This is a genomic window from Pseudothauera lacus (assembly GCF_003034845.1).
GTDB lineage: Bacteria > Pseudomonadota > Gammaproteobacteria > Burkholderiales > Rhodocyclaceae > Pseudothauera > Pseudothauera lacus.
Window position 1 is genome coordinate 330,547 of the sequence record NZ_PZKC01000002.1, and the last position, 24,873, is coordinate 355,419.

Here is a 24,873-nt window from a genome sequence, read left to right on the forward strand (position 1 = left end):
GAATCGTTATCACTCGTAGAATCGAACCTCGTTTTGTTGCACCGCACTGATCACACTTCCGCTCCGCATATGCCGACCTATCCGCCACCTGTTGTCGAAGCCGCGCCCGCGCCGCAGCAGGCTTTGCGCCGGCAGGCGCCGGCACGCCGCGCATGGTGGCTGAAGACGCTGTATGAATGGCACTGGGTAAGCTCGGCGATCTGTCTGTTCGGCATGTTGCTGTTTGCCGTCACCGGCATCACCCTCAACCACCCCGATCTCATCGAGGCGCGTCCGCAGGTGGTCAATGAAGTGCGCACCGTACCGCCGCAGCTCGCCGAACTGCTGCGTGCCGAGGCCACTGACGAGCGCGCCCGGCCGTTGCCGCGGGTGGTGCGCGAATGGCTGGGCGCGGAGCTCGGGCGCGGCATCCCGGCGCTGGCGGCGGAGTGGTCTGCGGACGAGATCTATCTGGCGCTGCCGCGCCCGGGCGGCGATGCCTGGGTGAACATCGACCTGCGTGCCGGCGAGGTGGAGTACGAACTCACCGACCGCGGCGTCGTCGCCTGGCTCAACGATCTCCACAAGGGCCGCAACAGCGGCACGGCGTGGAGCTGGTTCATCGACATCTTCGCACTGGCCTGCGTGGTGTTCTCACTCACCGGCCTGTTCATCCTCTGGATGCATGCGCGCAACCGCCCCCTGGTGTGGCCGATGGTCGGCCTCGGCGTGGTGCTGCCGCTGCTGCTGGTGATCCTGTTTGTCCATCAATGAGACTGTCCCTGCCATGAAACGTACCCTCCTGAGTGCCGCGCTGCTCACCTTTGCCCCCGTGCTGGTTGCCGCCGAACTCCACGTTGATGTCGAGCTGCCCGCCTTCAACGCCCCCGACTACCGCCGTCCTTATGTGGCGGTGTGGATCGAAAGGCCGGACAACAGCGTCGCCGCCAATCTGGCGGTGTGGTACGACGCCAAGATGCGCAACAACGACGGCATCCAGTGGCTCAAGGACATGCGCATGTGGTGGCGGCGCATCGGCCGTGACCTCCAGGTGCCCATCGACGGCGTCACCAGCGCCACCCGCGCGCCCGGCGTGCACCGCCTCAGCTTCACCGCCGGGCAGGCTCCGCTCGGCCAGCTGCCCGCTGGCGAGTACCGTCTGCTGGTGGAGGCCTCGCGCGAGCACGGTGGCCGCGAGGTGGTCAGCGTGCCGCTGAACTGGCCGCCGCAGGCCGCCGCCAGCGCCACCGTCCGCGGCGAACACGAGCTTGGCGCGATCACCGTGCAGCTCAAGCCCTGATCCGCGCGCCGCGCCCGCTCCCCAACCATCTCGCAGAGGAATCATCCATGACCGTCCGCCCCCGCCTTGCCGTTGCCGCGTTTGCCCTTTCCCTTGCCGCGCCGTTTGCCGGTGCTCATGAAGCGTGGCTGCTGCCGTCGTCTACGGTGCTGTCTGCCCCCGGTTACGTCACGCTCGATGGTGCCGTCTCCAACCAGACCTTCCACTTCAACTACCGGCCGATGATGATCCGCGACAATCTCGCCATCACCGCGCCGGATGGCACTGCCGTGCAGCCCGAAGGACTGACCCAGGGCAAGCTGCGCACGGTGTTCGACGCCAACCTGGCGGTGGCCGGCACCTATCGCGTGGCGCTGACCAACGCCAGCGTGATGGCGAGCTGGAAGGAAGGCAGCGAGACCAAGCGCTGGCGCGGTACCCATGAAGCGCTGGCCGCCAACGTGCCTGCCGATGCAGCGGAGCTGAGCGTGCGCGAAGGTGTCGGGCGCATCGAAACCTTCATCACCGTTGGCAGCCCGACGCCGGTGACGCCCACCGGCCTTGGCCTGGAGATGGTCTCGGTGACCCACCCCAACGACCTCTACGTCGGCGAGGCGGCGACCTTCGGCTTCGTCATCGACGGCAAGCCGGTTGCCGACGTGAAGGTCGAACTGATGGCCGGCGGCATGCGTTACCGCGACCAGCTCGACAAGATCACCTTGCATACCGACGCCAGGGGCCAGGTCACCCACACCTGGGCGGAGCCCGGCATGTACTATCTGAAGGCTGTGATCGATGACCGCGGCGGGCGCATCGCCAACGCCGAACGCCGCCTGTCCTACGTCGCCACCCTGGAGGTGCTGCCGCAGTGATGCATGCGGCAGTATGCACAACGGCGGCACAGCGCCGATGATGGCCGTCGAGTGGCCGCGCTATGCCGCGGCCGCGGCGGTGCTGCTGGGCTATGCGGGCTTGTGTGTGCAGGTGTGGCGCCAGGCCCGGCGCCGTGCCGGGGATGCGGCGGATGCATCGCCTGCCGGAGCTGGCGCGGTGCTGGTGGCCTACGCCAGCCAGACCGGTTTTGCCCACGAACTCGCCGAGGAAGCCGGTGCGGCGCTCGCTGCCGCCGGCGTGGCGGCGCGGGTGCGCGCCCTTGGCGGCATCACTGCGGCTGAACTGACAGCGGCGCGCGAGGTGCTGTTCATCGTCAGCACCTGCCGTGAAGGCGATGCGCCCGATAATGCGCAGTCCTTCGTGGACGGCCTGATGAGCGCGACCCCCGCGCTCCACGGCCTGCGTTACGGCCTCCTCGCCCTGGGTGACCGCAGCTACGCGCATTACTGTGCCTTCGGTCGTCGGCTCGATGCTTGGCTGCATGCCTGCGGTGCGCAGGCGATGTTCCCGCGCATCGAGGTCGATGCCGCCGACGCCCAGGCGCTGGCGGCCTGGCGCCACCGTCTCGCCGAGGCGGCCGGAATTGCCGAGGGCATTGCCGACAGCACCGCGCCCGCGTACTGGCGGCTGCGCTCGCGCCGCCTGCTCAACCCCGGCAGTGCCGGACAGCCGGCCTGGCATGTCGAACTGGAGCCGGTCACCGGCCCGCAGGGCGATGGCGCGGCCACCACGCTGCCGCATTGGCAGGCCGGCGATCTGCTGCAGATATTCCCGCCCGGAGACGATGCCCGGCCGCGCCTCTACTCCATAGCCTCGCTGCCCGCCGACGGTGCCATCCATCTGCTGGTGCGTGCCATCCGCGGTGCCGACGGCACGCCGGGGCGGATGTCCGGCCTGCTTGCCGGCGTGGCTGCGCAAGGCACGGTTTTTCGTGCCCGGGTGCGCGCCCACGACAACTTCCGCCTTGGCGCCAACGCCACCCGGCCGCTGATCCTGATCGGCAACGGCACCGGCCTTGCCGGCCTGCTCGCCCACCTGCGCCAGCGCGCACGCGCTGGCGACGGGCGCAACTGGCTGGTCTTCGGCGAACGCAGCGCCGCCCACGACGCCTTCCACGACGAGGAGCTTGCCGCACTGGAGGCCGCCGACCTGCTCGCGCGCTGCGACCGCGTCTATTCACGTGACACACCGGCAGGCGAATACGTCCAGCACCGCCTGCTGCGCGCCGCCGACACCGTGCGCGAGTGGGTGGCGGGCGGTGCGGCGATCTACGTCTGCGGCAACGCCGTGGGCATGGGGCCGGCGGTGCATGAAACCCTGTGCGCCGTGCTCGGCGACGCCGTCGTCGCGCAACTCGCCCGTGACGGCCGCTACCGCCGCGACATCTACTGAGCGCGGCGCTGCCGCCGTGCCCCGTCTTCACCCTTGACCGAGGAAAAAGGAGTTTCCATGACCAAGACCCTTGCCCTGCTGGCCCTCAGCACGCTGCCCGTGTTTGCGCTCAACGCCCACGCCGATCAGCCGCCCCCCAACCGCGTCGACCACTATCAGGCCGCGAAGGCCGACAGCACCGAGGAAGTGATGGCCAACCTGCGCGAGGCCAACGCCAAGCTCGCTGCACTGCTCGCCGGTGAGGTCGACGATTACGCCATCCACGACATCCACAGCCTGTGCTACACGCTGGAAGACTCGCTGCTGCGCCTGTCGGAGGAGTTCCAGGCCCTCCATGGCATCGTTGCCGACATGCATTTCGCCAGCGAAGGGCTGAAGCGTGAGGCCGTGATCGACTACGGTGAAGCCTATCTGGCCGAGGTCGGCAAGCTGCTCAAATGAGGCTGCGCCGTCCTGCCGGGGAATGCCCCCGGGAGGACGGCGCGCGATGACCGCGCAGGCTGCCTTCAGCGTGCCTGGGCGGTGTCCAGAAGCCCTTCAAGGGCGTTGCGGGAGGCGTCCACCGTGGGGTCGGTGCAGTAGCATTCGAGGTGGTCGAGCGCCAGCCGGGCCTGACTTTCCGCCCGTGGGCAGCCCGACTCGACGAAGTGATGGAGGTGCTGGACGGCGCTGCTGACCAGGTTGAGGATGGTGCGGGTGTCGCTGGCGTGCATGGTCTCCTCCTGCGCCGTTAATGATAACCATTATTATCAATACTGCAAGCACTCTGTCGCGTCTGTGCCCCGGCCGCGTGTCCGGACAACGGCTATAGCGCGAGCAGGAAGGCGTGCACGGCGTCGAGTTCGTCGGCGTCCAGCTCCAGGCGCTGCAGACGCGTGGAGGTCTGTGGAAACAGCGGATCAGCGGCCTGCCCGGCGTTGCCGGGTTGGGGCCGGGGCATGCCGGCGTTGTACATGTTGAGCACGCCGCGCAGGCTGGCGAAGCGGCCGTTGTGCATCCATGGCCCGGTGTTGCCGACCTGGCGCAGCGTCGGTGTGCGGAAGCGCCCGACGTCGGCGGGATCGCCGCTGACCATGTAGCGGCCGAGATCTTCGTACTGGCGGCCGTACCAGGTCAGGCCGAGGTTGTGAAAGTCATGGTCGGTGAGGAGGGCGCCATGGTGGCAGCTCATGCAGCGCCCCTTGGTGCGGAACAGATGCAGGCCGAGCAGTTCGCGCTCGTCGAGGGCGGCGCGCTCGCCTGCGAGGAAGCGGTCGAAGCGCGTTTGCGGCGGCAGCAGGGTGCGTTGATAGGCCGCCAGCGCGGCGGTGATGCGCTCCAGGGTGATTGCTGCCCCATCCTCGCCGGCGGCCCCGAAAGCTCGCGTGAACGCTCCCGGGTAACCGTCGATGGCGGCGAGCTTGGCGGGCAGTTCGTCGAGCGCCATCGCCATCTCGTCCGGATGGGCGATGGGGCCGGCGGCCTGTTCTTCAAGGCTTGCCGCGCGGCCGTCCCAGAACAGTGATGAGGCATGGCCGACCCCCAGCACGGTCGGGGTGTTGCGGCTGCCCAGGCGGCCTTCGTGCCCGGCCGACAGCGCCTGGGTGTCGGCAAATCCGTGGGTGGGGCGGTGGCAGCTGGCACAGGCGATGAGGTCGGAGCGCGACAGCCGGGGGTCGAAGAACAGCCGCTCGCCGAGGGCCGCCTGGGCGGGGTCGACCGCAGGCGGCGGCAGGCTGTCGATTGGCGCCATCTCGGCCCAGTTGCCGTCGTCGACGCCCTGCGGCTGCGGCCAGTTGGCGGGCTCGCCGGCGTAGGCGGCACGCACACAGGCCATGTCCCAGCCGGTGGCGCTGTCGTGACAGGCGACGGCGGGGTGAAGGGCGGACGGCGCGGCGAGGGCGCCGCCGGCAGCGAGGAGGAGGGCGCACAGGGCGCGCAGCGAGGGGATGGGGCGAGGTGGCATGGCGATCGGTTCGACGGTATTGAAGCCTGGAGGGCGGCACCTCGCGTGAGGTGCCGCCAGCGTGCTCAGAAGCGGTAGCCGAGTTCGATCCAGAACTGGCGGCCTTTTTCGTAAATGATGCCGTTGCTGCCATCCTGGATCTCGTTGGTGCGATCGAGCACGTTGTCGATCGACAGGGCGACGAAGGCTTCCTGCCCGGCCACCGTGGGCAGCGCCCAGTTGATGCGCATGTCCCAGGTGACGGCGGGGCGGAAGGTGGTGAGCACGTAGTTGTTGACGGTCATGCCACCGCATTCGGCCGAACCTTGACGGGTGAACTTCTGATAGCTGTCGCGATAGCTGAACAGATTGCCGATGGTCAGGCGGTACTGCGGAAGCTGGGTGACGAGGTGCAGGCGTGCGGTCAGCGGGCGGTTGAAGTTGTCGGCCGGGCGCTCGTGCCACTCCATGCAGCGGCCGTCGTAGCGCACCGGGTCGCGTTCCTGGGCAAGGGTGATGAGGTCCTCATACTCGGCATGGGAGCTTTGTACGTCGGTGTAGTCGATGCCGAGGGAGACGGTGCTCAGGCTCGTGCCGAAGCGCAAGGGGTGTTCGGTCTCGACGGTGAATGCGGCAGTGCGTGCCTTGCTGCTGCCATCATTGGTGAACACATTGCCACCGGCAGAATGCGGGCGGCGGACGACCTGGTCATGCTCGTTGCGCCTGACGAGCTTGAGTCCCCAGCGCGCGCCGATCCAGCTCTGGCTGAGGCTGAAGACCGTTTCGTCGCTGTACGGTGTCTTGAGGCCGTCGAGATTCTCGCGGTAGTTGCGCCAGGTGGTCGTGGGCGTGTATGTCCAGTCGGTGAGCACGCCGCCGCTGAGGCTGCGCGTGCCCGAGGTCTGCAGGGCAAGGACGTGCTGCTTGACGTAATAGCTCATGAAGTTCTGGCTGTAGTAGCGGTTGGCGCCGACTTCGATGCGGGTGGCGTCATTGCCGAAGACATCCCAGAACAGCGCTGCGCGGGGCGAGATGGTGGACTCGGGGTTGAGGTCGTCCTTCTCGTAACGGGCGCCCAGGCGCACGCGCAGGCGCTCCCATTCGAGCTCGTACTGCCCGAACAGACTCAGCATGGTGTTGTCGACCTCGAACTTGCCCGCGTTGTAGTAGGTGACGCGATCGAAAAACTGACCCGGCCAGCCGTTCCAGGTCGGGCTCAGTGAGCAGGTTTCGGTATCGACGCCAGCGCTGGCGGTGGCGCAGGTGTTGGTGGATGAGACACGCAGGTACATGGCACCGTCTTCGAGCCGGTGGAAGTACTTCTGCTGCTCGGAGACCTCCAGGCCGGTCTGGAAACTGTGTGTGGTGCTGCCGAGCTTCAGCGGCAGCCAGTCGGCCTTCAGCTGGTAGGTGGTGGTGCGCTGCTTCTGGTCAATGTCGCCGTACTGTCCCTCGCCGCTGTTCCAGGCGGTGGCGCTGGAGCGGTAGCCCCAGTTCTTGTCGCCGGCGGAGTAGCGCCAGCTGCCGAACCAGTTGGCGTCGGCGTCTCGCGAGCTCTGGTATTCGTTCCACGTCAGGCGATGGGAGACCAGCACCGCATCGTGGCGATGGCTGAGCCCGAGGTTGATCCCCTGCCCGCCCTGCTTGATCTCGAACCAGGAGTTGCGGGTGTTGTTGATGAAGTGGCGGTCGCGCTGAGGGGCGTGAAACAGCGACAGGTCGGCCTTCACGGTCGGCGTCAGGGTCCAGAAGGCGCGCATGAAGTAGTTCTCGCTCAGGCGGGTTTCGGTCTTCTGGCTGTCGTCGGCCTGGCTGACGTTGCCGCCGCCGTAGGCGCGCAGCGGGATCTCAGCGGTCTTGCGCACATAGCTGGCGATGATGCCGAGATTGTCGGCCGGTCGCCCTTCGAGGGCGAGGCGGTAGGTGCGCTTGTCGAACTCGGGGGCGCTGGCGTCGGAGGTGGATTGCTCGTAGGCCAGTTGCTGGGCTTCGTTGAGGTGGTAGTTCATCCACTCGGAGCGACTGAGCTCCATCGACACGCTGCCGCCGAAGCTGCGCACCGGCTCGCAGGTGTCGGCGGAGATGGCGCCTCCGCTGAAGTGGCCGAACTCGGCCGGCACATTGGCGTCGCGGACGGTGATGCGGCACAGCAGGCTGGTGTCGATGGCCAGCCCCTGGGACGATGAAGGGGGGCTGGCGGCGTTGTTGGGGTTGGACTGGATCGGATCGAGATTGTTGGAGAACGACATGCCGTCGAACAGGAAGACATTGTCGTAGGGCTTGGCGCCGTGGATGCTCACTTCCGCGGGGGCGATCTCGCCCTGCCTGCCGGGGTTGAGGCGGTTGAAGTCGAACTGTACGTTGGGCAGCACGCGCAGCGCACTGGTGATGTCGCCGTCGCCGCGCCCGAGGGCGTCGAGGGTGTCGCGGCCGAGCACGCGGGTCCCCAGTGAGTCGGGGGTGCTCAGCACCACTACCTCGCCCAGCACATGGGTATGGCGGGGTGCCGGGCGCAGGGTCCATTGACCGTCGGCAGCACGTGCCGCCTCCAGTCCGGTGCCGCGCAGCAGGGCGGCAAAGCCTGGGGCCAGCTCGTGCGTGCCGCGGATGCCGGGGCTGTGCAGGTCCGCTACCAGGGTGGCATCGACCGACAGCGCAATGCCGGCGTCGGCGGCAAAGCGGGTCAGCGCCGCGGCCAGCGGGCCGGCGGGGATGTCGTAGTGGCGGGCGGCGACGGCCGTGGGCGGTTCGCTCTGGGCGCTGGCGCCAAGCGTGCCCAGGCACAGCGGCAGGCTCAGCAGCGCATTGCGGACGGCGTGGGAGAGGAGGCGAGAGCGCGGGGCGCGGAGGGTGGTCATGAGCGTCCGGGTCCTGATCTGAGGGTGTGTTCTCAAGGCTTGCCGGACGAGGGGGCAAAAAGGGAACCGCTGCCGCAGAAAATCAGCGTGCTTCGATGCGCAGGTGGCGGCTGTCGACGATGTGCGTGCGTACCGGCAGGCTGGCCTGCAGCGCGCCGAGCACGCGGGGCAGGTCGCGGCGCGGCTCGTGCAGCGGATATACGCCGACCAACCGCAGCGCGGCGACCTCCGCGGCGACCTCCAGGCGTACCGGGACGTGACGCTGCAGTTCGGCGACGAAGTCGTCGAGACGGCGGTCTTCGGCGAGCAGCAAACCCTGCGTCCAGCTTTCCCGCGCCCGCATTGCGGCGCCGGTGGCGGCGACCCCGTGACGGGTGAAGCGTGCCTGGTGGCCGCTGTGGATGATCTCGGCAATGCCGGCCTGCGGGCTGATGCGTACCGCGCCCTCGAAGACCGTGAGCACGCAGGCGCCGCCGTCAAGGAGCACGGAAAAGCGGGTGCCGAGTGCGGTGAGGCGCCCCATCCGGGTGTCGACCACCAGCGGCCGCGGCGGGGTGAGCGGGTCGGGGGCGGTGGCGATAAGCAACTCGCCGGCGTGCAGGGCGATGCGGCGCAGCCCCGCGCTGTAGTCGATGTCGGCCGCGCTGGCGGTGTTGAGCCACAGGCGGCCGCCGTCGGCAAGGGCGATCTCGCGTACTTCGCCAGTGGCCGTGCGTTGGCCGGCCGCCCAGATCGCCAGTGTGGTCAGCGCAGCGGTGTCGGCGAAATGGCGCAGGCCGAGCCCGCCGGCGAGCAGCATGCCGAGGCTGCCGCCGAGCATGCCGAGGGTGCGGCGGCGGGTGTTGCGGGCACTGGACAGCGCCGCGCGCGCTGCACTTGCCGGGGTGTCGTCATGGACGTCGTGAAACCGTCGGCTGACCGCCTCCACTCGTTGCCAGGCCGCGCTGTGCAGCGGATCCGCGGCCAGCCAGGCCTGCCAGGCCTGTTGGTCGCGGTCGGCAACGGGGGGGTCGGCAAGCACCGCGAACCACTCCGCGGCCTGCTGCAGGACGGCCAGTGGCGGCTGTGCGAGAGCTGGCCCGCCATCAGTGGCCACCGCTGTCAGGCTCCTCCAGGGCGAGCATGCAGCTCAGCATGGCCTGGGCCATGTACTTCTTCACCATGCGCTCGGAAACCCCCAGGCGTGCGCCGATCTCGCGGTAGGGCAGGCCGTCGAGTTGGGCGAGCAGGAAGGCCTCGCGCACTCTGGGGCGCAGCCCGTCGAGCAGGGCGTCGATGCGCAACAGGGTTTCCACCACCAGCGCACGGGTCTCGGGGGACGGTGCGAGGGCTTCCGGCAACTGTGCCAGTGCGCCCAGCCAGGCCTGTTCCAGTTCGCGCCGGCGCCAGTGGTCGATAACCAGGCCGCGGGCGATGGTGGTCAGGTAGGCGCGCGGCTCGTCTACACGCACCGGCGTGCGGCGGCTGCCGAGCAGGCGCAGGAAGGTGTCGTGGGCAAGGTCGGCGGCGGTGTCCGGGCAACCCAGGCGGTAGCGCAGCCAGCCCACCAGCCAGCCGTGGTGCTGGCGGTAGAGGGTGCCGACGGGCAGGGTGGCGTCCATCGTGCAATCAGTTCGGGCGGCAGCCGTCGAAGTTCGCGCCTTCGTCGGTAAGGGCGCCGTATGCCCACCAGTCGCCCATCAGCTTGTCGGCGGTCTCGCGCACGCTGTCGGGCTGCCGCGGGTCGGCGCAAACGACGCGGAGGTGGGCGACGATGGCGTCGGCAATCGCCGGGCTGCGGCTGGCCGGGAACCGCGACATCAAGTACAGCACTGCCGAGAGGGCGAGATCGGGGCGCTCGCTGTATTGCGGCAGTGCGTCGATGTCGGCGTCGTCGCTGCAGTTGTCGCAGTCGTCGTCGCAGTGGCAGCTCATCACAGCCTCACCGCATAGTATTCGACCACGTGCTGGACCTCGATCGGGAACGGAACCTCGCTGGCGTCGGGGCAGCGGGTGACCGTGGCACTGACCGTGTCGCCATCGAAACTCAGCCATTCCGGCCGGCTCAGGGCGGGTTCGGCGAGACACTCGACGGTGGACGGGATGCGCTTGCCGGCGGCGCTGAGGGTGATGGTGTCGCCCGGGCGTACGCGGATCGACGGGATGTTTACCGAGCGGCCGTTGAGGAGAACGTGGCGGTGGCTGACCAGCTGACGCGCGGCCAGGGTGGTGGGCGCGAAGCCGGCACGGAAGACGAAGTTGTCGAGACGGCTTTCCAGCAACTCCAGCAGACGCTCGCCGGTGGGTGCCTTGGATTGCTTGGCCTCGCGGAAGAGGCGCTGGATCTGGCGTTCGGTGACGCCATAGTTGAAGCGCAGTTTCTGCTTCTCCATCAGCCGCAGGCCGTAGTCGGACTTGCGCTTCTGCTTCATGCCGTGCTGCCCCGGCGGGTAATTGCGCTCCTCCGGCGACTTGCGGGACAGACCGGGGAGGGCGGTGCCGAGGGCACGCTGCACCTTGAGACGGGGACCGGTAAAGCGGGACACGGGATGCTCCTGAGAAATGCAAATGATAACGTGTCGCATTCTACATCGGATGGCACCGTGGTCAAGCCCCTCTCAGTCACGCACCTGCGGCCGGTGGAGTACCCCACCTGAGGGGCATCTTCCTGCGGTGCTGCGTTGGCAGAAAGCAGATTTGCAAAAATCATGAATGCATACCGAAACGACAACGAGTAGTATTTGCGATGGTGTGTAAGTGATGGTTCCGTGATCCGCGCAAGGGGCCCAATGGTCCCTCCGGGTTGCCCTCAAGCGCTGCGGGAGATAATCAGGATGGCTTGGATGAAGATGCGTACGCTGCTGATCGTGGCGGCATTGCAAGGGGGCGTGGCGCATGCCGAGCGCCCGATGAACGTCGATGACGCGGGGACGCTGGAAAGGGGCGGTGCGAAGCTGGAGCTCGGCTGGTCCAAGGACGACAAGGCGCGGGGCCTGGAGGCTGCAGCCGGTTTTGCGCCGGCAGACAAGCTGGAGCTGGAGCTCGGTCTCGCCCGCGTCCGCGACCGCGCTGCTTCGCCAGCCGACGTCATCCACGGCCACGGCCTGGCGGTCAAATGGGTTCCCCTGCAGGCCGACAGCGGGCTTTCCGCCGGACTCAAGTACGAGTACGGCCGGGATCGCCTCGATGGCGTGTCCACCCGCGTGCATGCACTCAGCGGCTTGCTGACGTGGCGCTTCGAGGATGGACCGAGCGTGCATCTCAATCTCGGCCGCGAGAGCAGCCGCGAGCGTGGTGAGCGCGAGAACCTCGGCACCTGGGGCGTGGGCGTGGATGTGCCGCTCGGTGCCAGGCTGGCGCTCGTCGTCGAGACCTTCGGCGTCGAGCACAGCGGCCCCGACCGTGCGCTGGGCCTGCGCTACGAGATCGTCGATGGCCTCAAGGTCTCGGCCGCGGCCGGGCGTGGCAATGGCCGCAGTTTTGCCAATGCCGGCATCGCCTGGGAGTTCTGAGCGCTGAGGTATGCGCCGCCGTCGACGCGGGTGGCGGCGCATGGGGCTATCATTGGCGGCTCAACCACCCTCGTGTACGTGGAGCCCGTCATGAAAGGCAACAAGAAAGTCATCGCCGCACTCAACGCCCTGCTCGCCGACGAACTGGCGGCGCGTGACCAGTACTTCATCCATTCCCGCATGCTCTCCGAGTGGGGCCTGAGCCGCGCCGCCGAACGCATCGCCCACGAGATGGAGGACGAGACCGCGCACGCCGATGCGCTCATCCGCCGCATCCTGTTCCTCGAAGGCGTGCCGGCGATGACGCCCGCCAAGCTCACCATCGGCAAGGATCTGCCGGACATCTTCAGCAAGGATCTGGCCGTGGAGATGGTAGTGGTGAAGAATCTCCGCGAAGCCATCGCGCTCTGTGAGACCGAGCAGGACTACGTCAGCCGCGAGATCCTCGAGAAGATGCTCGACGATACCGAGGAGGACCATGCCCACTGGCTGGAGCAGCAGCTTGGCCTGATCAAGCTGGTCGGCCTGCAGAACTACCTGCAGTCGCAGATGAGCTGCTGACAGCGTGCAGGCGAGGCCACCGCTGCCTCGTCAACGAACGCCCGGCGGCGACCTCCGCTGCGCGGCCCCTTCCCTCCTACCAGCCCAGCCCCTTGCGCAGGAGCAGCAGCACGGCCATTCCGGCGATGAAGGGCAGCCAGGGGTTGCGCAGGCGCAGGCAGACCAGCACCACCACTGCGGCGGCGGCAAACTTCGGGTTGAGGGCGGTGAACTCGCCGCCGTCGAGAAGGATCTCCGGCGCCACCAGTGCGGCCAGCGCGGCGGCCGGGGCGTAGCGCAGGGCGCGCTGGAGGGTGGCGGGCAGGCGCGCGCGTTCGCCGGCAACGATGAAGCTGCCGCGGGTGAGGATGGTGGTACTGCCGATGGCCAGCAGGGTCAGCCACAGCCACAGTCCTTCGCTCATGCCGGCCTCCTTTTTTCAGCCTGCCGTTCGGCAATGAAGCCGGCGGCGATGCCGGCGGCGATACCGGCGATGAGCCCGAGCTTGAGGGGCAGGCCGCGGGCCAGCACGGCGCCCAGCCCGCCGACGAGGGCGGCGACCAGCATCGGCCGGGTGGCGCTCATCGGCACCAGCATCACCAGCAGGGCGATGGTGGCCATGAACTCCAGCGACCAGTCGGCCGGCAGCGCACCGGCGCCGAGGATGCCGACGAGGGCGAAGACCTGCCACAGGGTCCAGCACCACAGCGACGGGGCAATGTAGCAGCCCCAGCGCCAGTGGGGGTCCTGGGCCTTCAGCAGGCGCTCCGAGAGGATGGCGAAGACGCCGTCGACGAGCAGATAGCTCGACAGGATGCGGCGCGCCCGTGAATAGCCGGCGAAGGCCGGGGCGAGGGCGGCAGAGAAGATCACGAAGCGCAGGTTGAGCACCAGGGCGGTGAGCACCAGCAGCCACAGTGGCGCGCCGGCGGCGATCAGTGGCAGGGTGCCGAGCTGGGCGGTGCCGGCGAAGACGATGAGGTTCATGCCCATGGCTTCGAGCGGCGACAGGCCGATCGAGCGCATCGCCACCCCGGTGACCAGGGCCCACGGGATGAGGCCGATCGACAGTGGCAGGAAGGCGCGGAAACCTTCGGCGGCGCCGCGCTTGAAGGAGGCGTTCATGAGCTGCGGGTGGGTTCAAAGTGCGACAGCATAGCGGCGCCCCGGCGCCTGACAACTGCGGCTAACCCGGGGGCGGACGCCGTGGTGAACGAAAACGGGGCAGCTCAGGGCTGCCCCGGGGGCTTCATGCTGCCGTCTCTTCAGCGCAGGAAGGGGTCGCTGCGCAGGGCGTCGTCCAGGCCTTCGGTGCGCTGGGTCTGCCCGGGCTGCTGCAGGGGGTCGGTGCGCATGTTCTCCAGGGTGTCGCCACCGAGGGGGTTGGGGCGCACGCGGATGCGGTATTCGCGTTCGCCGGCGCGTTCGAAGACCAGCTTCACGGTTACCGTGGCACGCGGGCGCAGCGGCGCCTTGAGTCCTTCGAGCTGCAGCCAGGCGTTGCCCGACTCGAAGATCACCGGTACGCCGGACGGCAGCGCCACGGCTTGCAGGGCGGTGGCGCGCAGTTCGCCTTCGTGCGCCTGCAGGGTGTTGATGCTGACCCGCTCGGCGGCATCGCTGCGCGCGCCGATGAGGCGGTCGGGGGTGCCGGTATTGGTCACCGTAAGGAACAGCGGGGCGCTGCGCGCACCTTCGCCGTAGGCGGGAATCCAGGCATCGCGCACATGGATGCCGCTGGCCAGCACCGGGCCTGCGCCCAGGGTGCACGCCACGACGGCGAGGCTGACAAGCTTGTTCTTGATCATTGCTACTCCTGCCTGCCCTGCAGCCGCCGGTGGGCGTCCGCAGGGCGCTGGGCCCGGCCTTGCGGCCGGGCGGTTGCTCAGTTGGCTTTTGCCGGCGCGGGGTCTTCCGCGTCAGGCTCGTGCGGCATGTTGTCTTCGATGTGGATGGGTTCGTCGGCGGGCGCGTTCTTGCTGCGCCGTTCGATCAGCAGCCACAGCACCAGGCCGGCGCCCAGGCCCCAGGCCGCGCCGTGGGTGGCGAGGACCACGCCCATCACGCCGGCCACGCCCATCGAGGTGGCGTTGTCGATCTGTTCCACGGCCACCGCAATACACAGGTAGCCGGTGATCAGCAGGGTGATGGACAGGGCGATCGGCAGCACCGGCTTGAACAGGGTGATCAGCGGCAGCAGGAAGAGGGCGATGAAACCGACGATCCAGAACACCCCGGCACCCGAGTAGATGGTGTCCATGGCGCTGCGCCCGTAGCGGTAGCGTTCCGCGATGGTGGCCATGGCGCCGGTGAACAGCGGGCCGGCCAGACCCGGGTAGGGGGCGAACAGCGAGTGGATGGCGTTGCGGATGCCGGTGACCAGGTGCACACGGTCGACGTCCACTTCGATCTTCTCGTCCGGACGCAGGTGGTCGACGCGGGCGATCAGGCTCTGGCCGACGATGATGTCGCCGAAGGCGATGATGTAGGCGATCACCGCGGTGGGGATGGCCAGCATCAGCAGGTCGAAACCGGGGAAGCCGACGGTGAAGGGCAGGTAGTTCCAGATCTCGCCGAAGGCCGGGGTGGCAATGCCCCACTCGATGGCCGGCAGCGGATATTCGTCCACCGCCCAGCCGATGCCCATGGCGATCAGCATGCCGGGCACCATGCCGTAGCCGGCGACGATCTTGGCCCAGCGGTGCTTTTCGGTCCAGTCGCGGAAGGACAGCGAGAACAGCACGTAGGCGGTGACCAGGCCACCGATGCCGAGCGAGATCGGCGTGTTGTAGGCGCGGCCGCCCTGGCTGATCTCACCGGACAGCGCGGCGATGCCCGCGCCCAGCAGGATGCCGGCGCTGATCGACTTGGGGATGTTGTTCACCAGCTTCGAGCCCAGGCGGGTGACCGCCATGAACAGGAAGATGAAGGTGACCATCAGCTGCAGCGCGACCAGCGCGCGGATGGCGTCCGGGCCCGGTTCGAACTGGCCGATGAAGAGCAGCACCACCGGAATGGCCGGGGTGATCCACCCCGGTACGAAAGGCACGCCCAGGAGGTTGGGCAGCATGAAGCCGATGCCGCACACCACCACATAGGCCAGCGCCACGTCGTAGGGCAGGCCGAGGTACTTCTGCAGCAGCGGGATCATGCCCATGGCGACGACGAACATCACCAGGGCCTGGATGGTTTCGGCCACTTCCCAGCGGTAGTGGATGAAGGGCAGGCGGATCTTGAAAGGTCCGGCCGGCCAGTAAGGGTGCTCCTCACCGTGTTGGCGTTTCAACAGCACTTTGCTTTCCTCCAGGTATGGTTTTTTGATGATTGACTACGGGTAAAGCGGGTCAGTCGATCGCCGAAGCCGACTGCGCCTGCTGGCGCAGCACGAACTTCTGGATCTTGCCGGTCGAGGTCTTGGGCAGGACGCAGAACTCGATGTGCTTGGGCACCTTGTAGCGTGCCAGGTGGGCGCGGCAATGCTCGATGATGTCGTCGGCGGTGACCTGGGCGTTGTCCTTGACCTCGATGTAGGCCGCCGGCACCTCGCCCCACTTCTCGTCGGGCTTGGCGACGACCGCGGCGGTCATCACCGCCGGGTGGCGATAGAGCACTTCCTCGACTTCCAGTGAGGAGATGTTCTCCCCCCCGGAGATGATGATGTCCTTGGAGCGGTCCTTGATCTTGACGTAGCCGTCGGCCTGCATGACGCCGAGGTCGCCGGTGTGGAACCAGCCGCCGGCAAAGGCCTCCTGGGTGGCCTTGGGGTTCTTCAGGTAGCCCTTCATGACGATGTTGCCGCGGAACATCAGTTCGCCCATGGTTTCGCCGTCGGCGGGCACGAAGTCCATGCTCTGCGGGTCCATCACGGTGATCGCTTCCTGCATGTGGTAGCGCACGCCCTGGCGGCCGTTGCGTTCGGCGCGGCGGTCGATGGGCAGGGCGTCCCACTCCGGGTGCTTGGCGCACACCGAGGCCGGGCCGTAGGTTTCGGTGAGGCCGTAGACGTGGGTGATGTCGAAGCCGATCTTCTCGGCCCCCTCGATGATCGCCGCCGGGGGCGCGGCACCGGCGATGAGGCCGGCGACGCTGTGCTCGATGCCGGCACGCAGGCCGTCGGGGGCGTTGATCAGCATGCCGTAGACGATGGGTGCGCCACACATGTGGCTGACCTTGTGACGGCGGATGAGCTCGAAGATCAGCGCCGGGTCGACCTTGCGCAGGCAGACGCTGAGGCCGGCATTGGCCGCCAGCGTCCACGGGAAGCACCAGCCGTTGCAGTGGAACATCGGCAGCGTCCACAGGTACACCGCATGTTGCGGCATGCCCCAGCTGATGATGTTGGAGGCAGCGTTGAGATAGGCGCCGCGGTGGTGGTACACCACGCCCTTGGGGTTGCCGGTGGTGCCGGAGGTGTAGTTGAGGGCGATGGCGTCCCACTCGTCGGCGGGCAGCTTCCAGGCGTAGGCCGGGTCACCGCCGGCGAGGAAGTCCTCGTACTCGATCTCGCCGAGGCGCTCGGTGCCGGGGTACTCGGGATCGAGGGCGTCGATCACCAGCGGCTTCTCGCCTTCCAGCAGGTCGAGGGCGGCGCGGATGGTGGGGGCGAACTCGGGGTCGGTGATCAGCACCTTGGCTTCGCCGTGGCCGAGCATGAAGGCGATGGCCTCGGCGTCGAGGCGGGTGTTGAGGGTGTTGAGCACCGCGCCGGTCATCGGGATGCCGAAGTGGGCCTCGAACATCGCCGGCACGTTGGGCAGCATCACTGCCACGGTGTCGCCGCGGCCGATGCCGCGCTGTACCAGTGCGCTGGCCAGGCGGCGGCAGCGCTCGTAGGTCTGAGCCCAGGTGAAGCTGCGCTGGCCGTGCACCACCGCCGCGCGGTTGGGATAGACATAGGCGCTGCGTTCGATGTAGCTCAGTGGCGACAGCGCCACGTAGTTGGCGGCGTTGCGTTCCAGCCCCTGGTCATAAACGGATGTGCTCACCTCTTCCTCCTCACTCTGTTTGCCCTTGATGCCTTTCCGTGCAGCCACCGCCTGGGCGCAGCAGCCGCACTCAACCTGAAAAAATGGCAGAGGAAGTTGTCGGGATTTGCGCGAAAATGTACGCAATCTTGTCCGCGGCGCTGCATCCGGCGTCTGCCGGCGAGGTGAGCGGGTAGAATCCCGGTCTACGTATTGACCACAATGCCGGAGCCGTCTTTTCCCATGCCCCTTGCGGCCGCAATGCAGTCCTCCATCGCCGGCCCCGCCGCCGGTGTCGACGATGCCGTTTTCCGTTCCATGGTCGGTGCGGCCCTCGACCTCTTCGACCAGGGCGTCACCGTCTTCGACGCCGGTCTGCGCCTGGTGGCGTGGAACCGCCGTTTCGTCGAGCTGCTCGAGTTTCCCGCGGCCCTGCTGCAGACCGGCACGCCCTATGAGGATTTCGTGCGCTTCAACGTTGCGCGCGGCGAATACAGCCACGATGGCGAATGTGCGGGGGACCGGCCCGAGGCCGTGGTTGCCGCGCGCATGGCTGCGGCGCGGCGCTTCGAGCCCCACCTGACGCGCTGGGTGCGCCCCAACGGGCGGGTGCTGGAGCTGCGCGGCCAGCCCATGCCGGACAATGCCGGATTCGTCACCTTCTACGCCGACATCACCGCCCAGCAGCACCGCCAGGACGAGATCGCGCGCGACAAGGCAACCCTGGAAGCGCACATCCAGCGCCGTACCGCCCAGCTCACCGCGGCCAACGCCGAACTCACCGCGGCGATCGAGAAGAATCGCGAGATCACCGTGGCGCTGCGCTACAGCGAAGGCCGCCTGCGCCAGATCACCGACACCATTCCCGCCCACATCGCCTATTTCGACAAGGCCTGGGCCTACCGCTACGCCAACCGGCGCTACGCGCAGTGGTTCGGATGGACGCCGGAGAGCATTGTTGACCAATCCATCCCCACGGTGATCGGCGCCCGCCTCTTCGACCAGGTCGCCGAACCGGTGCGCCGCGCCCTTGGCGGCGAGGAGGTGAGCTACGAATACACCCTCACCGCCGCCGACGGCAGCGAGCGCCATGCGCGCAGCACCCTGGTGCCGGACTTCAGTCCCGCCGGCCAGGTGCTGGGCTGCTTCGTCCATGCGGTGGACATCACCGAGCAGCGCCGCACCCAGAGCGCGCTCGCGCAGGCGCAGAAGATGGAGGCCATCGGCCAGCTCACCGGCGGCCTGGCGCACGACTTCAACAACATGCTCACCGTGGTCAGCGGCAACCTCACCGAGCTGCGCGAGAGCCGCCGCGGCGATCCCATCATCGCCGAGTACGTCGAGCCGGCGCTGCAGGCCGCCAGCCGCGGTGCCGCGCTGATCCGCCGCCTGCTCGCCTTCGCCCGCCAGCAGCCGCTGTCGCCGCGGCCGGTGGAGGTCAATGAGCTGGTGCTGGGCTTGACCAGCCTGCTGCGCCGTTCGCTGCCCGAGAACATCACCATCCACACCTGCCACGGCGAGCCCGCGCCGCTCGCCCTGGTCGACCCTCACCAGCTCGAAAGCGCGCTCCTCAACCTCGCCCTCAATGCCCGCGACGCCATGCCCAACGGCGGCGAGCTGCGCATCGACGCCGGTATCGAGGCGCTCACCGGCACCGCCGCGGGCGATCTCGAACTGCCGCCCGGCGACTACGTGCAGATCAGCGTCAGCGACAACGGCGAAGGCATGGATGGCAGCACCCTGGCGCGAGTCTTCGAGCCCTTCTTCACCACCAAGAAGGCCAGCGGCGGCACCGGCCTGGGGATGGCCATGGTGTATGGCTTCGTCAAGCAGTCGGGCGGCGGCGTGCGCATCCGCAGTCGCCAGGCGGTCGGCACCACGGTGGCCTTGCTGCTGCCGTGCGCCGAGCCCGGCGACGGCGCCGCGGGGGAGTACTGCCCGGCGGCGGGCGACCCGGCTGGCTGGCTGCGCGGGCGGGTGGTGCTGCTGGTCGAGGACGACCCCGACGTCCGCCGCGTGGTGCGCAAGCAGCTCGCCGGACTCGATTGCGCGGTGCTGGAGGCGGAAAGCGGCGAGGAGGCTGCCGACCTGCTGGAGAGCGTGCCGGCGATCTCGCTGGTGGTTTCCGACGTCGTCATGCACGGCAGCATGGACGGCCATGCGCTGGCGCGCTTCGCGCGCGGCTACCGCCCCGAGCTGCCGGTGATCCTGATGAGCGGCTACACCGATGCCGCCGGCAGCATCAATGACGACCTCGCCCTGCCCATCCTTGCCAAGCCCTTCACCCGCGAGGCCTTGTATGCGGCGGTAAGCCGCATCGCGCCGTTCATGCCCGGAGGCCGCGACCATGGGGACTAGTGCCGGGCTGGTGTACATCGTCGAGGACGACGAGGCGGTGGCCAGGCTGATCCGCAGCGCCCTGGAGAAATACGATTTCAGCGTCGACTGCTTCCCCTCCGGCGCGGCGCTGCTGCGCCAGTTGCAGCAGCGCACGCCGGGGGTGTGCGTGCTCGATCTCGGCCTGCCGGACATGGACGGCCTCGAAGTGGTGCGCCAGATCCGTGCCCGCCACGCTTTTGGCCTGCTCATCCTCACCGGCCGCGGCGACACCTATGACCGCGTTGCGGGGCTCGAACTGGGCGCCGACGACTACATGGTGAAGCCCTTCGAGCCGCGCGAGCTGGTGGCCCGCGTGCGCAGCGTGCTGCGCCGCTACCAGCCGCTGACCGCCGCCGGGGACGGGCGGCGGGTGGCCGAGTTCGCCGGCTGGCGTTTCGATACCGCCACCCACGACCTGTGCTCGCCGCAAGGCGTCACCGACACCCTCAGCCTGGCCGAGGCTACCCTGCTGCGCAAACTCCTCGAACGCCCCAACCAGATCCTCTCGCGCGAGCAGCTGCTCGACGGTCGCAACCTCGACGCCCTCGACCGCAGCATCGACCTGCGCGTGTCGCGCCTGCGCAAGCGCCTTGAGGAGAACCCCCAGCACGCGCGCCTGATCAAGACCGTGTATGGCGCCGGCTACTTGCTGTGCACCGAGGTGGTGTGGCGCTGAGCCGGTGCGCTGCGGCCCCTCCGCGGCTGCTCAGGCGGCGGGTCCGAGCAGGCCGTGCTGGCGCAGGTACTGCTGGATGATCTCCAGGCGGCTGAGGGCATCGTCGAGTTCGAGCAGGGCCTGACGCGCGCGCTGCGGAATCGGCAGCAGCTCGGCGTAACGCGCGCCCACCCAGGCGGCGTCGTCGAAGCGGTGGGGCGACGGCAACGGGTTGCCGACCTCGCCGGCGATGAGGTCGAGCAGCGGCAGGATGTCGGCCTGTGCTGCCGGCACCGCCTGCGGCGCAGGCTCGGCCAGCCAGCGCACGCGGCCGCGGAGCAGGCCGTCGCGCTCGACCTCGTGGTCTTCGATGCGGAAGCGCCGCCGGCCGCGCACGACGATGGAGAGCACGCCCGGTTCGCTCATCTCCCACTGCTCGATGCAGGCTTCGGTGCCTACCGTGTGTGGCACCGCCGCCTCGCCGACCTCGCTGCCGGCGGCGATCAGACAGACCCCGAAGGTGCTGCCCTCGCGCAGGCAGCGTGCGGTCATGTCCATGTAGCGCGCCTCGAAGACCCGCAGCGGCAGCAGGCCGTCGGGGAAAAGCACGGTGCCGAGCGGGAACAGCGGCAGGGTGGAGTTCTGCTCACTCATCGGTGGCCGCTCCCCAGCGCGGCTGCAAGGCGTGGGCGACGCCGAGCTGGTCGAGGATGCGGGCGACGACGAAGTCGACCAGGTCATCCACGCTGCGCGGGTGATTGTAGAAACCCGGGCTGGGCGGCAGGATCACCACTCCCATGCGCGCCAGGCGCAGCATGTTCTCCAGATGGATCACCGACAGCGGGGTCTCGCGCGGCACCAGCACCAGCTTGCGGCCTTCCTTGATGGCGACGTCGGCGGCGCGCTCGATGAGGTTCTGCGCCAGCCCTGCGGCGATTGCCGCCAGTGTGCCCATGGTGCACGGACAGACCACCATGGCGTCGGGGGGGTTGGAGCCGGAAGCCGGCGGTGCGAACCATTCCTCGCGTCCGAAGACCTGCAGGCGGCCGTCCTCGTCCTTGAAGCGCGCGCGCAGCATGGCCTGCACCTCGGCCGGGCGCGAAGGCAGCTCGATGCCCATCTCCTGGCGCGCGACGACCTGCGCCACCTGTGAGTAGAGCAGCCAGACGCGGCAGCCGGCGGCGAGCAGGCAGTCGACGAGGCGCATGCCGTAGGGCATGCCGGAGGCCCCGGTGAAGGCGACGGCGATGGTCTGGGTCATGTCACGGGCGGCGGATGGCGGAGGCCATAGTGTTGCACGCCCGCCGGTGGAGCGGAAGCGGCGCGGGGCGCCGCCGCCGTGCTCAGTGCAGGTAGTCGCTGATCAGTTGCCAGCGTCCGTCGCGGATCTGCGCCAGGCGGCCGTGGCGGTTGCCGAGGTGGTCGTGCGCGGAGAAGCGGTAGCGCGGCCCACCGAAGATGTCCGCGTCAGTGTGGAGGTTCTCCAGGGCGGCGACGAAGCTGGCCGTGCTCAGCTCGGGGCCGGCACGTTCGGCGGCCTGGACGAAAAGATCGGCCACCGTATAGCCCATCGCGCTCCACACATTGGGGGCGGCACCGAAGCGCGCGCGGTAGCGTTCGATCCACGCCGCCAGCGCCGGGCTGGCGCCGTCGGCGTAGGGGTGGGGGAGCACCGCGACGCCGTACAGACCCTCCACCGCGGCGCCGCCGAGTTCGTGGGTCTGTGCCGAGTAACCGGAGGCGGTGACCAGCATGTCGACGTTCCAGCCCGTCTTGCGGGCCTCGGCCATCGCTGCGACGGTCTCGCGCACCACGGTCGCGAGGACGACGAAATCGCAGCCGGCTGCGCGCAGGCGGGCGACTTGGCTGGACAGGTCGGTGGCCCCGCGCTTGTAGCTGGTGCGCTCGTGCAGCACCTGGCCGACCTCCTGCAGGCCGGCCTCGACGCCCTTCATCACTTCCAGGCCGTAGTCGTCGTCCTGATAGAGCAGGCAGCTGCGGGTGTAGCCCTTGCTGTCCACCATGTGGCGGGTCGCCGCCGCCATGTAGTCCTGGTAGGGCGCGAACATCTGGAACTTCAGCGGATGCAGCGGCAGGTAGGTCGATTCGTGCGGCGAGAAGGGGAACAGGTGGGGGCGGCCGGCCTCGACCACCATCGGCATGGTGGCCATCACCACCGGCGTGCCGAGGTTGGCCAGGAAGGCGAACACGCGGTCGCGCTGGATGAGCTTGCGGGCGGCGAGCACTGCACGCTTGGGGTCGTAGCCGGCGTCTTCGACGAGCAGGCGCAGGCGGCGCCCATGCACGCCGCCGGCGGCGTTGGCGTCCTCGAAGCGCAGCAGCATGCCGTCACGCACCGGCGAGCCGAGCATGGCAATGGGGCCGGAAAGATCCTGGATGCTGCCGACGCGGATCTCGTCGCGGCTCACGCCGGGACTCTGCGCCCCCGCGCCGAGGCTGAGGGTGCACAGCAGGGCGGCGGCCAGATGGCGGAAAGGGAACATCGCGCGTACCTCGAAAGCAATAGTGCGAGGGCGCATCTTAGCGTAATTCATAATTATGGTGTCGCAGATGTTGCTCCGCGCTGCCCCCTGCCTTCAGCGCCCCGGCGAGGGGCCGCACAGGCCCTGCGGACGCAGCAGGATCATCGCCACCAGGACGACCCCGAAGAGCATGGCTTCAAGACCGGCGGTGTGGGCGACCGCCGCTGGCAGCAGGTCGCGCAGCACGGCGATGGCCTGCGGGATGGCGACGATCACCAGTGCCCCCCACCAGGCTCCGGCGAGCGTGCGTACGCCTCCGATGAAGGCCAGCATGAGTAGCTCGAAGGACAGCAGCAGGCCGAACTGCTCGGGGCTCAGAAAGCCGATCCAGTGGGCGTAGAGGGCACCGGCAAGGCCGGACAGCGCGCCGCCGCAGAGGAAGGCGCTGCGCTTGGCGCGCAGCGGATCGATGGCGCTGGCGGCGGCCGCGCCCTCATCCTCGCGCACCGCGCGCCAGGCGCGCCCGAGGCTGGCGTCGAGCAGGCGGTGGCAGGCCAGCCACGCCAGCGCCAGGCAGGCCAGGCTGAACACGGCCTGCGCCGCGGCGCTCTCCACGGACCAGCCGAACAGGCTGGGCGGGGGCACCAGCAGGCCGGCGGCACCGCCGGTGAGCGTGCTCCAGCGCACCAGCACTTCCTCGACGATGAGTGCGAAGGCCAGTGTGCTCATCGCGAAATACAGACCGCCCAGCCGTTGCGCGGGGAGGCTGGCCAGCCAGCCGCCGGCCATCCCGGCCAGCACCGCCAGCGGCAGGGCGAGCAGGGCGGGCACGCCGTGGCGTACCAGCAGCGCCTGCACGTAGGCGCCGAGCGCGAGCAGGGCGCCCTGGCCGAGGGAGATCTGTCCGGCCTGTCCGACGATGATTACCACCCCCAGGCCGGCGATGGCGAAGGTGGCGATCATGGCGAGCTGGGCGAGGGCGTAGTCGACACCCAGTGCAGCCAGCACCGTGGCGATGCCGAGCACGGCTGCGGCACTGTTGCGCAGTGCGGCCGGCAGCGCCAGCACGGCGTGCACCGCCTTCATCGGCGCAACTGCCGCAGTGCCGTGCCGAGGCCCCCGGGGAAGAGCAGCAGGGCAGCCATCAGCAAGGCATAAGGCACCACGTCCTTGCCGCCCTCCGGCAGCAGCAGGCCGGCGAGCGCTTCCGCAACGCCGATGAAGATGCCTGCGAGCAGCGCTCCCGGCAGGCTGGTCATGCCCCCCAGTACCGCGGCGGGGAAGGCCTTCAGGGCGATCAGTCCCATGCCCAGATGCACGAAGGTGATCGGTGCCAGCAATACCCCGGCGATGGCGGCGAGGGCGGCGCCGAGACCCCAGGCGAGGGTGTGCATGGCGGCCACCGGAATGCCGACGAGGGCGGCACCCTGAGGATTCTCCGAACACGCGCGCAGCGCCAGCCCGGCACGGGTGTGGCGGAAGAACAGGCTCAGGGCGCCGGCCACGGCGACGGTGGCGACGATCACCAGCAGATGCTGCGGGGCGATCGCCAGCGCGCCCAGGCGCAGCGGTTCATCGCCGAAGGGCAGGGCGAGGCGGTGCATGCCGTGACTGGCTGCAGGTACCGTGGTCACCGCGCCGCGCATGATCAGGCCGAGCCCGAAGGTGAGCAGCACCGCGGTGAGATGGGGCTGGCCGAGGGCGCGCCGCAGCACGCTGCGTTCCAGCCCCGCACCGAGGGTGGCAACGAGGACGACGCCGCAAAGGATCGCCGGCAGCAGAGGCAGGCCGAGGCCGACGTTGAGGGCGAGGACGGTGAAGCCGCCGACCATCAGCACCTCGCCCTGCATGAAGCTGACCGCGGCGGTGGCCTTGTAGATGAGCACGAAGGACAGCGCCACCAGCCCGTAGACGCAGCCGATGGCGATTCCGCTGGTGAGAACCTGGACGAAACTGAGCATGGGACGGAAGGATAGCTGCTACGCCGCCCGCCGCCCAGTGCCGGAGCGGGATTCCCGCAATGGCCGTGAACCCG

At 68.7% G+C, this 24,873-nt stretch carries 26 protein-coding genes; 9 read left to right on the forward strand and 17 right to left on the reverse strand.

The features are described from left to right. The first annotated feature begins 69 nt into the window (after positions 1 to 69). From C8261_RS03535 to C8261_RS03555, 5 genes are read left to right on the forward strand one after another with little or no spacing between them, the layout of a single operon-like run. Positions 70 to 753 (forward strand): PepSY-associated TM helix domain-containing protein, encoded by a 684-nt coding sequence (locus tag C8261_RS03535; RefSeq protein ID WP_107492279.1) that lies wholly within the window; start codon positions 70 to 72, stop codon positions 751 to 753. A gap of 13 nt (positions 754 to 766) precedes the next feature. Next, positions 767 to 1,279, forward strand: coding sequence for a DUF2271 domain-containing protein (locus tag C8261_RS03540; RefSeq protein WP_107492280.1), 513 nt, complete (start codon positions 767 to 769; stop codon positions 1,277 to 1,279). A 47-nt stretch (positions 1,280 to 1,326) separates the two neighbouring features. Then, positions 1,327 to 2,130, forward strand: coding sequence for a DUF4198 domain-containing protein (locus C8261_RS03545; protein ID WP_107492281.1), 804 nt, complete (start codon positions 1,327 to 1,329; stop codon positions 2,128 to 2,130). A 37-nt stretch (positions 2,131 to 2,167) separates the two neighbouring features. Further along, the gene (locus tag C8261_RS03550; protein WP_107492366.1) at positions 2,168 to 3,544 is read left to right on the forward strand and encodes a flavodoxin domain-containing protein; all 1,377 of its coding nucleotides are present in this window, start codon (positions 2,168 to 2,170) and stop codon (positions 3,542 to 3,544) included. Positions 3,545 to 3,601: 57 nt separating this feature from the next. Next, entirely contained in the window at positions 3,602 to 3,985 is a 384-nt protein-coding gene (locus C8261_RS03555; protein WP_107492282.1) for a DUF6746 family protein, read from the forward strand. Positions 3,986 to 4,050: 65 nt separating this feature from the next. Here C8261_RS03555 and C8261_RS03560 read toward each other — a convergent pair whose 3' ends face one another. From C8261_RS03560 to rpsD, 7 genes are all read right to left on the reverse strand, one after another. Next, positions 4,051 to 4,257: a hypothetical protein gene (locus C8261_RS03560; RefSeq protein ID WP_107492283.1), complete on the reverse strand. Its 207-nt coding sequence runs from the start codon at positions 4,255 to 4,257 to the stop codon at positions 4,051 to 4,053. Positions 4,258 to 4,349: 92 nt separating this feature from the next. Further along, on the reverse strand, positions 4,350 to 5,489 hold the full coding sequence (locus C8261_RS03565) for a cytochrome-c peroxidase (protein ID WP_107492284.1): 1,140 nt from the start codon (positions 5,487 to 5,489) through the stop codon (positions 4,350 to 4,352). A gap of 65 nt (positions 5,490 to 5,554) precedes the next feature. Further along, on the reverse strand, positions 5,555 to 8,326 hold the full coding sequence (locus tag C8261_RS03570; RefSeq protein ID WP_107492285.1) for a TonB-dependent receptor: 2,772 nt from the start codon (positions 8,324 to 8,326) through the stop codon (positions 5,555 to 5,557). Positions 8,327 to 8,408: 82 nt separating this feature from the next. Continuing rightward, positions 8,409 to 9,422, reverse strand: coding sequence for a FecR domain-containing protein (locus C8261_RS03575; protein WP_219905123.1), 1,014 nt, complete (start codon positions 9,420 to 9,422; stop codon positions 8,409 to 8,411). After that, positions 9,412 to 9,927: a sigma-70 family RNA polymerase sigma factor gene (locus tag C8261_RS03580; protein WP_107492286.1), complete on the reverse strand. Its 516-nt coding sequence runs from the start codon at positions 9,925 to 9,927 to the stop codon at positions 9,412 to 9,414. Before C8261_RS03580 ends, C8261_RS03575 begins: the two co-directional genes overlap by 11 nt. Before the next feature lie 7 nt (positions 9,928 to 9,934). Beyond that, a complete protein-coding gene (locus tag C8261_RS03585; RefSeq protein WP_235864818.1) occupies positions 9,935 to 10,240 on the reverse strand; it encodes a hypothetical protein in 306 nt (101 codons plus the stop codon). After that, a complete protein-coding gene (rpsD, locus tag C8261_RS03590) occupies positions 10,240 to 10,851 on the reverse strand; it encodes a 30S ribosomal protein S4 (protein WP_107492287.1) in 612 nt (203 codons plus the stop codon). The genes C8261_RS03585 and rpsD overlap by 1 nt, the downstream gene beginning before the upstream one ends. 297 nt (positions 10,852 to 11,148) lie before the next feature. On the opposite strand from rpsD, the gene C8261_RS03595 reads away from it, so the two are divergent. Together C8261_RS03595 and bfr are read left to right on the forward strand one after the other, a co-directional pair. Continuing rightward, positions 11,149 to 11,817, forward strand: a complete 669-nt coding sequence (locus tag C8261_RS03595; protein ID WP_328588037.1) for a hypothetical protein — start codon at positions 11,149 to 11,151, stop codon at positions 11,815 to 11,817. Positions 11,818 to 11,907: 90 nt separating this feature from the next. Beyond that, complete coding sequence (bfr, locus tag C8261_RS03600) at positions 11,908 to 12,378, forward strand: bacterioferritin (RefSeq protein WP_107492289.1); 471 nt, start codon at positions 11,908 to 11,910, stop codon at positions 12,376 to 12,378. 76 nt (positions 12,379 to 12,454) lie between these two features. Here the strand turns inward: bfr and C8261_RS03605 are convergent, their stop codons facing one another. The 5 genes from C8261_RS03605 to C8261_RS03625 form a co-directional block, all read right to left on the reverse strand. Then, the gene (locus tag C8261_RS03605) at positions 12,455 to 12,781 is read right to left on the reverse strand and encodes an AzlD domain-containing protein (protein ID WP_107492290.1); all 327 of its coding nucleotides are present in this window, start codon (positions 12,779 to 12,781) and stop codon (positions 12,455 to 12,457) included. Next, the gene (locus C8261_RS03610; protein WP_107492291.1) at positions 12,778 to 13,482 is read right to left on the reverse strand and encodes an AzlC family ABC transporter permease; all 705 of its coding nucleotides are present in this window, start codon (positions 13,480 to 13,482) and stop codon (positions 12,778 to 12,780) included. The genes C8261_RS03605 and C8261_RS03610 overlap by 4 nt, the downstream gene beginning before the upstream one ends. 140 nt (positions 13,483 to 13,622) lie before the next feature. Continuing rightward, the gene (locus tag C8261_RS03615; RefSeq protein WP_107492292.1) at positions 13,623 to 14,165 is read right to left on the reverse strand and encodes a copper chaperone PCu(A)C; all 543 of its coding nucleotides are present in this window, start codon (positions 14,163 to 14,165) and stop codon (positions 13,623 to 13,625) included. A gap of 77 nt (positions 14,166 to 14,242) precedes the next feature. Continuing rightward, positions 14,243 to 15,649: a permease family protein gene (locus C8261_RS03620; protein ID WP_107492293.1), complete on the reverse strand. Its 1,407-nt coding sequence runs from the start codon at positions 15,647 to 15,649 to the stop codon at positions 14,243 to 14,245. A 52-nt stretch (positions 15,650 to 15,701) separates the two neighbouring features. Continuing rightward, positions 15,702 to 17,342, reverse strand: a complete 1,641-nt coding sequence (locus C8261_RS03625) for an acyl-CoA synthetase (protein WP_107492294.1) — start codon at positions 17,340 to 17,342, stop codon at positions 15,702 to 15,704. A gap of 222 nt (positions 17,343 to 17,564) precedes the next feature. On the opposite strand from C8261_RS03625, the gene C8261_RS03630 reads away from it, so the two are divergent. Further along, positions 17,565 to 19,679 carry a PAS-domain containing protein gene (locus C8261_RS03630; RefSeq protein WP_235864819.1) on the forward strand — a complete coding sequence of 705 codons (2,115 nt, stop codon included), beginning with the start codon at positions 17,565 to 17,567 and terminating at the stop codon, positions 19,677 to 19,679. Further along, positions 19,669 to 20,376, forward strand: a complete 708-nt coding sequence (locus tag C8261_RS03635) for a response regulator transcription factor (protein WP_181358832.1) — start codon at positions 19,669 to 19,671, stop codon at positions 20,374 to 20,376. The genes C8261_RS03630 and C8261_RS03635 overlap by 11 nt, the downstream gene beginning before the upstream one ends. 30 nt (positions 20,377 to 20,406) lie before the next feature. On the opposite strand, the gene C8261_RS03640 is transcribed toward C8261_RS03635, so the two are convergent. The 5 genes from C8261_RS03640 to C8261_RS03660 form a co-directional block, all read right to left on the reverse strand. Next, positions 20,407 to 21,009, reverse strand: coding sequence for an LON peptidase substrate-binding domain-containing protein (locus tag C8261_RS03640; protein ID WP_107492295.1), 603 nt, complete (start codon positions 21,007 to 21,009; stop codon positions 20,407 to 20,409). Further along, positions 21,002 to 21,616, reverse strand: coding sequence for a flavin prenyltransferase UbiX (locus C8261_RS03645; protein ID WP_107492296.1), 615 nt, complete (start codon positions 21,614 to 21,616; stop codon positions 21,002 to 21,004). The genes C8261_RS03640 and C8261_RS03645 overlap by 8 nt, the downstream gene beginning before the upstream one ends. A gap of 82 nt (positions 21,617 to 21,698) precedes the next feature. Continuing rightward, a complete protein-coding gene (locus tag C8261_RS03650) occupies positions 21,699 to 22,859 on the reverse strand; it encodes an ABC transporter substrate-binding protein (protein WP_107492297.1) in 1,161 nt (386 codons plus the stop codon). A 93-nt stretch (positions 22,860 to 22,952) separates the two neighbouring features. After that, complete coding sequence (locus C8261_RS03655; RefSeq protein ID WP_107492298.1) at positions 22,953 to 23,924, reverse strand: branched-chain amino acid ABC transporter permease; 972 nt, start codon at positions 23,922 to 23,924, stop codon at positions 22,953 to 22,955. Beyond that, positions 23,921 to 24,799 carry a branched-chain amino acid ABC transporter permease gene (locus tag C8261_RS03660; protein ID WP_107492299.1) on the reverse strand — a complete coding sequence of 293 codons (879 nt, stop codon included), beginning with the start codon at positions 24,797 to 24,799 and terminating at the stop codon, positions 23,921 to 23,923. The genes C8261_RS03655 and C8261_RS03660 overlap by 4 nt, the downstream gene beginning before the upstream one ends. Positions 24,800 to 24,873 lie beyond the last annotated feature (74 nt).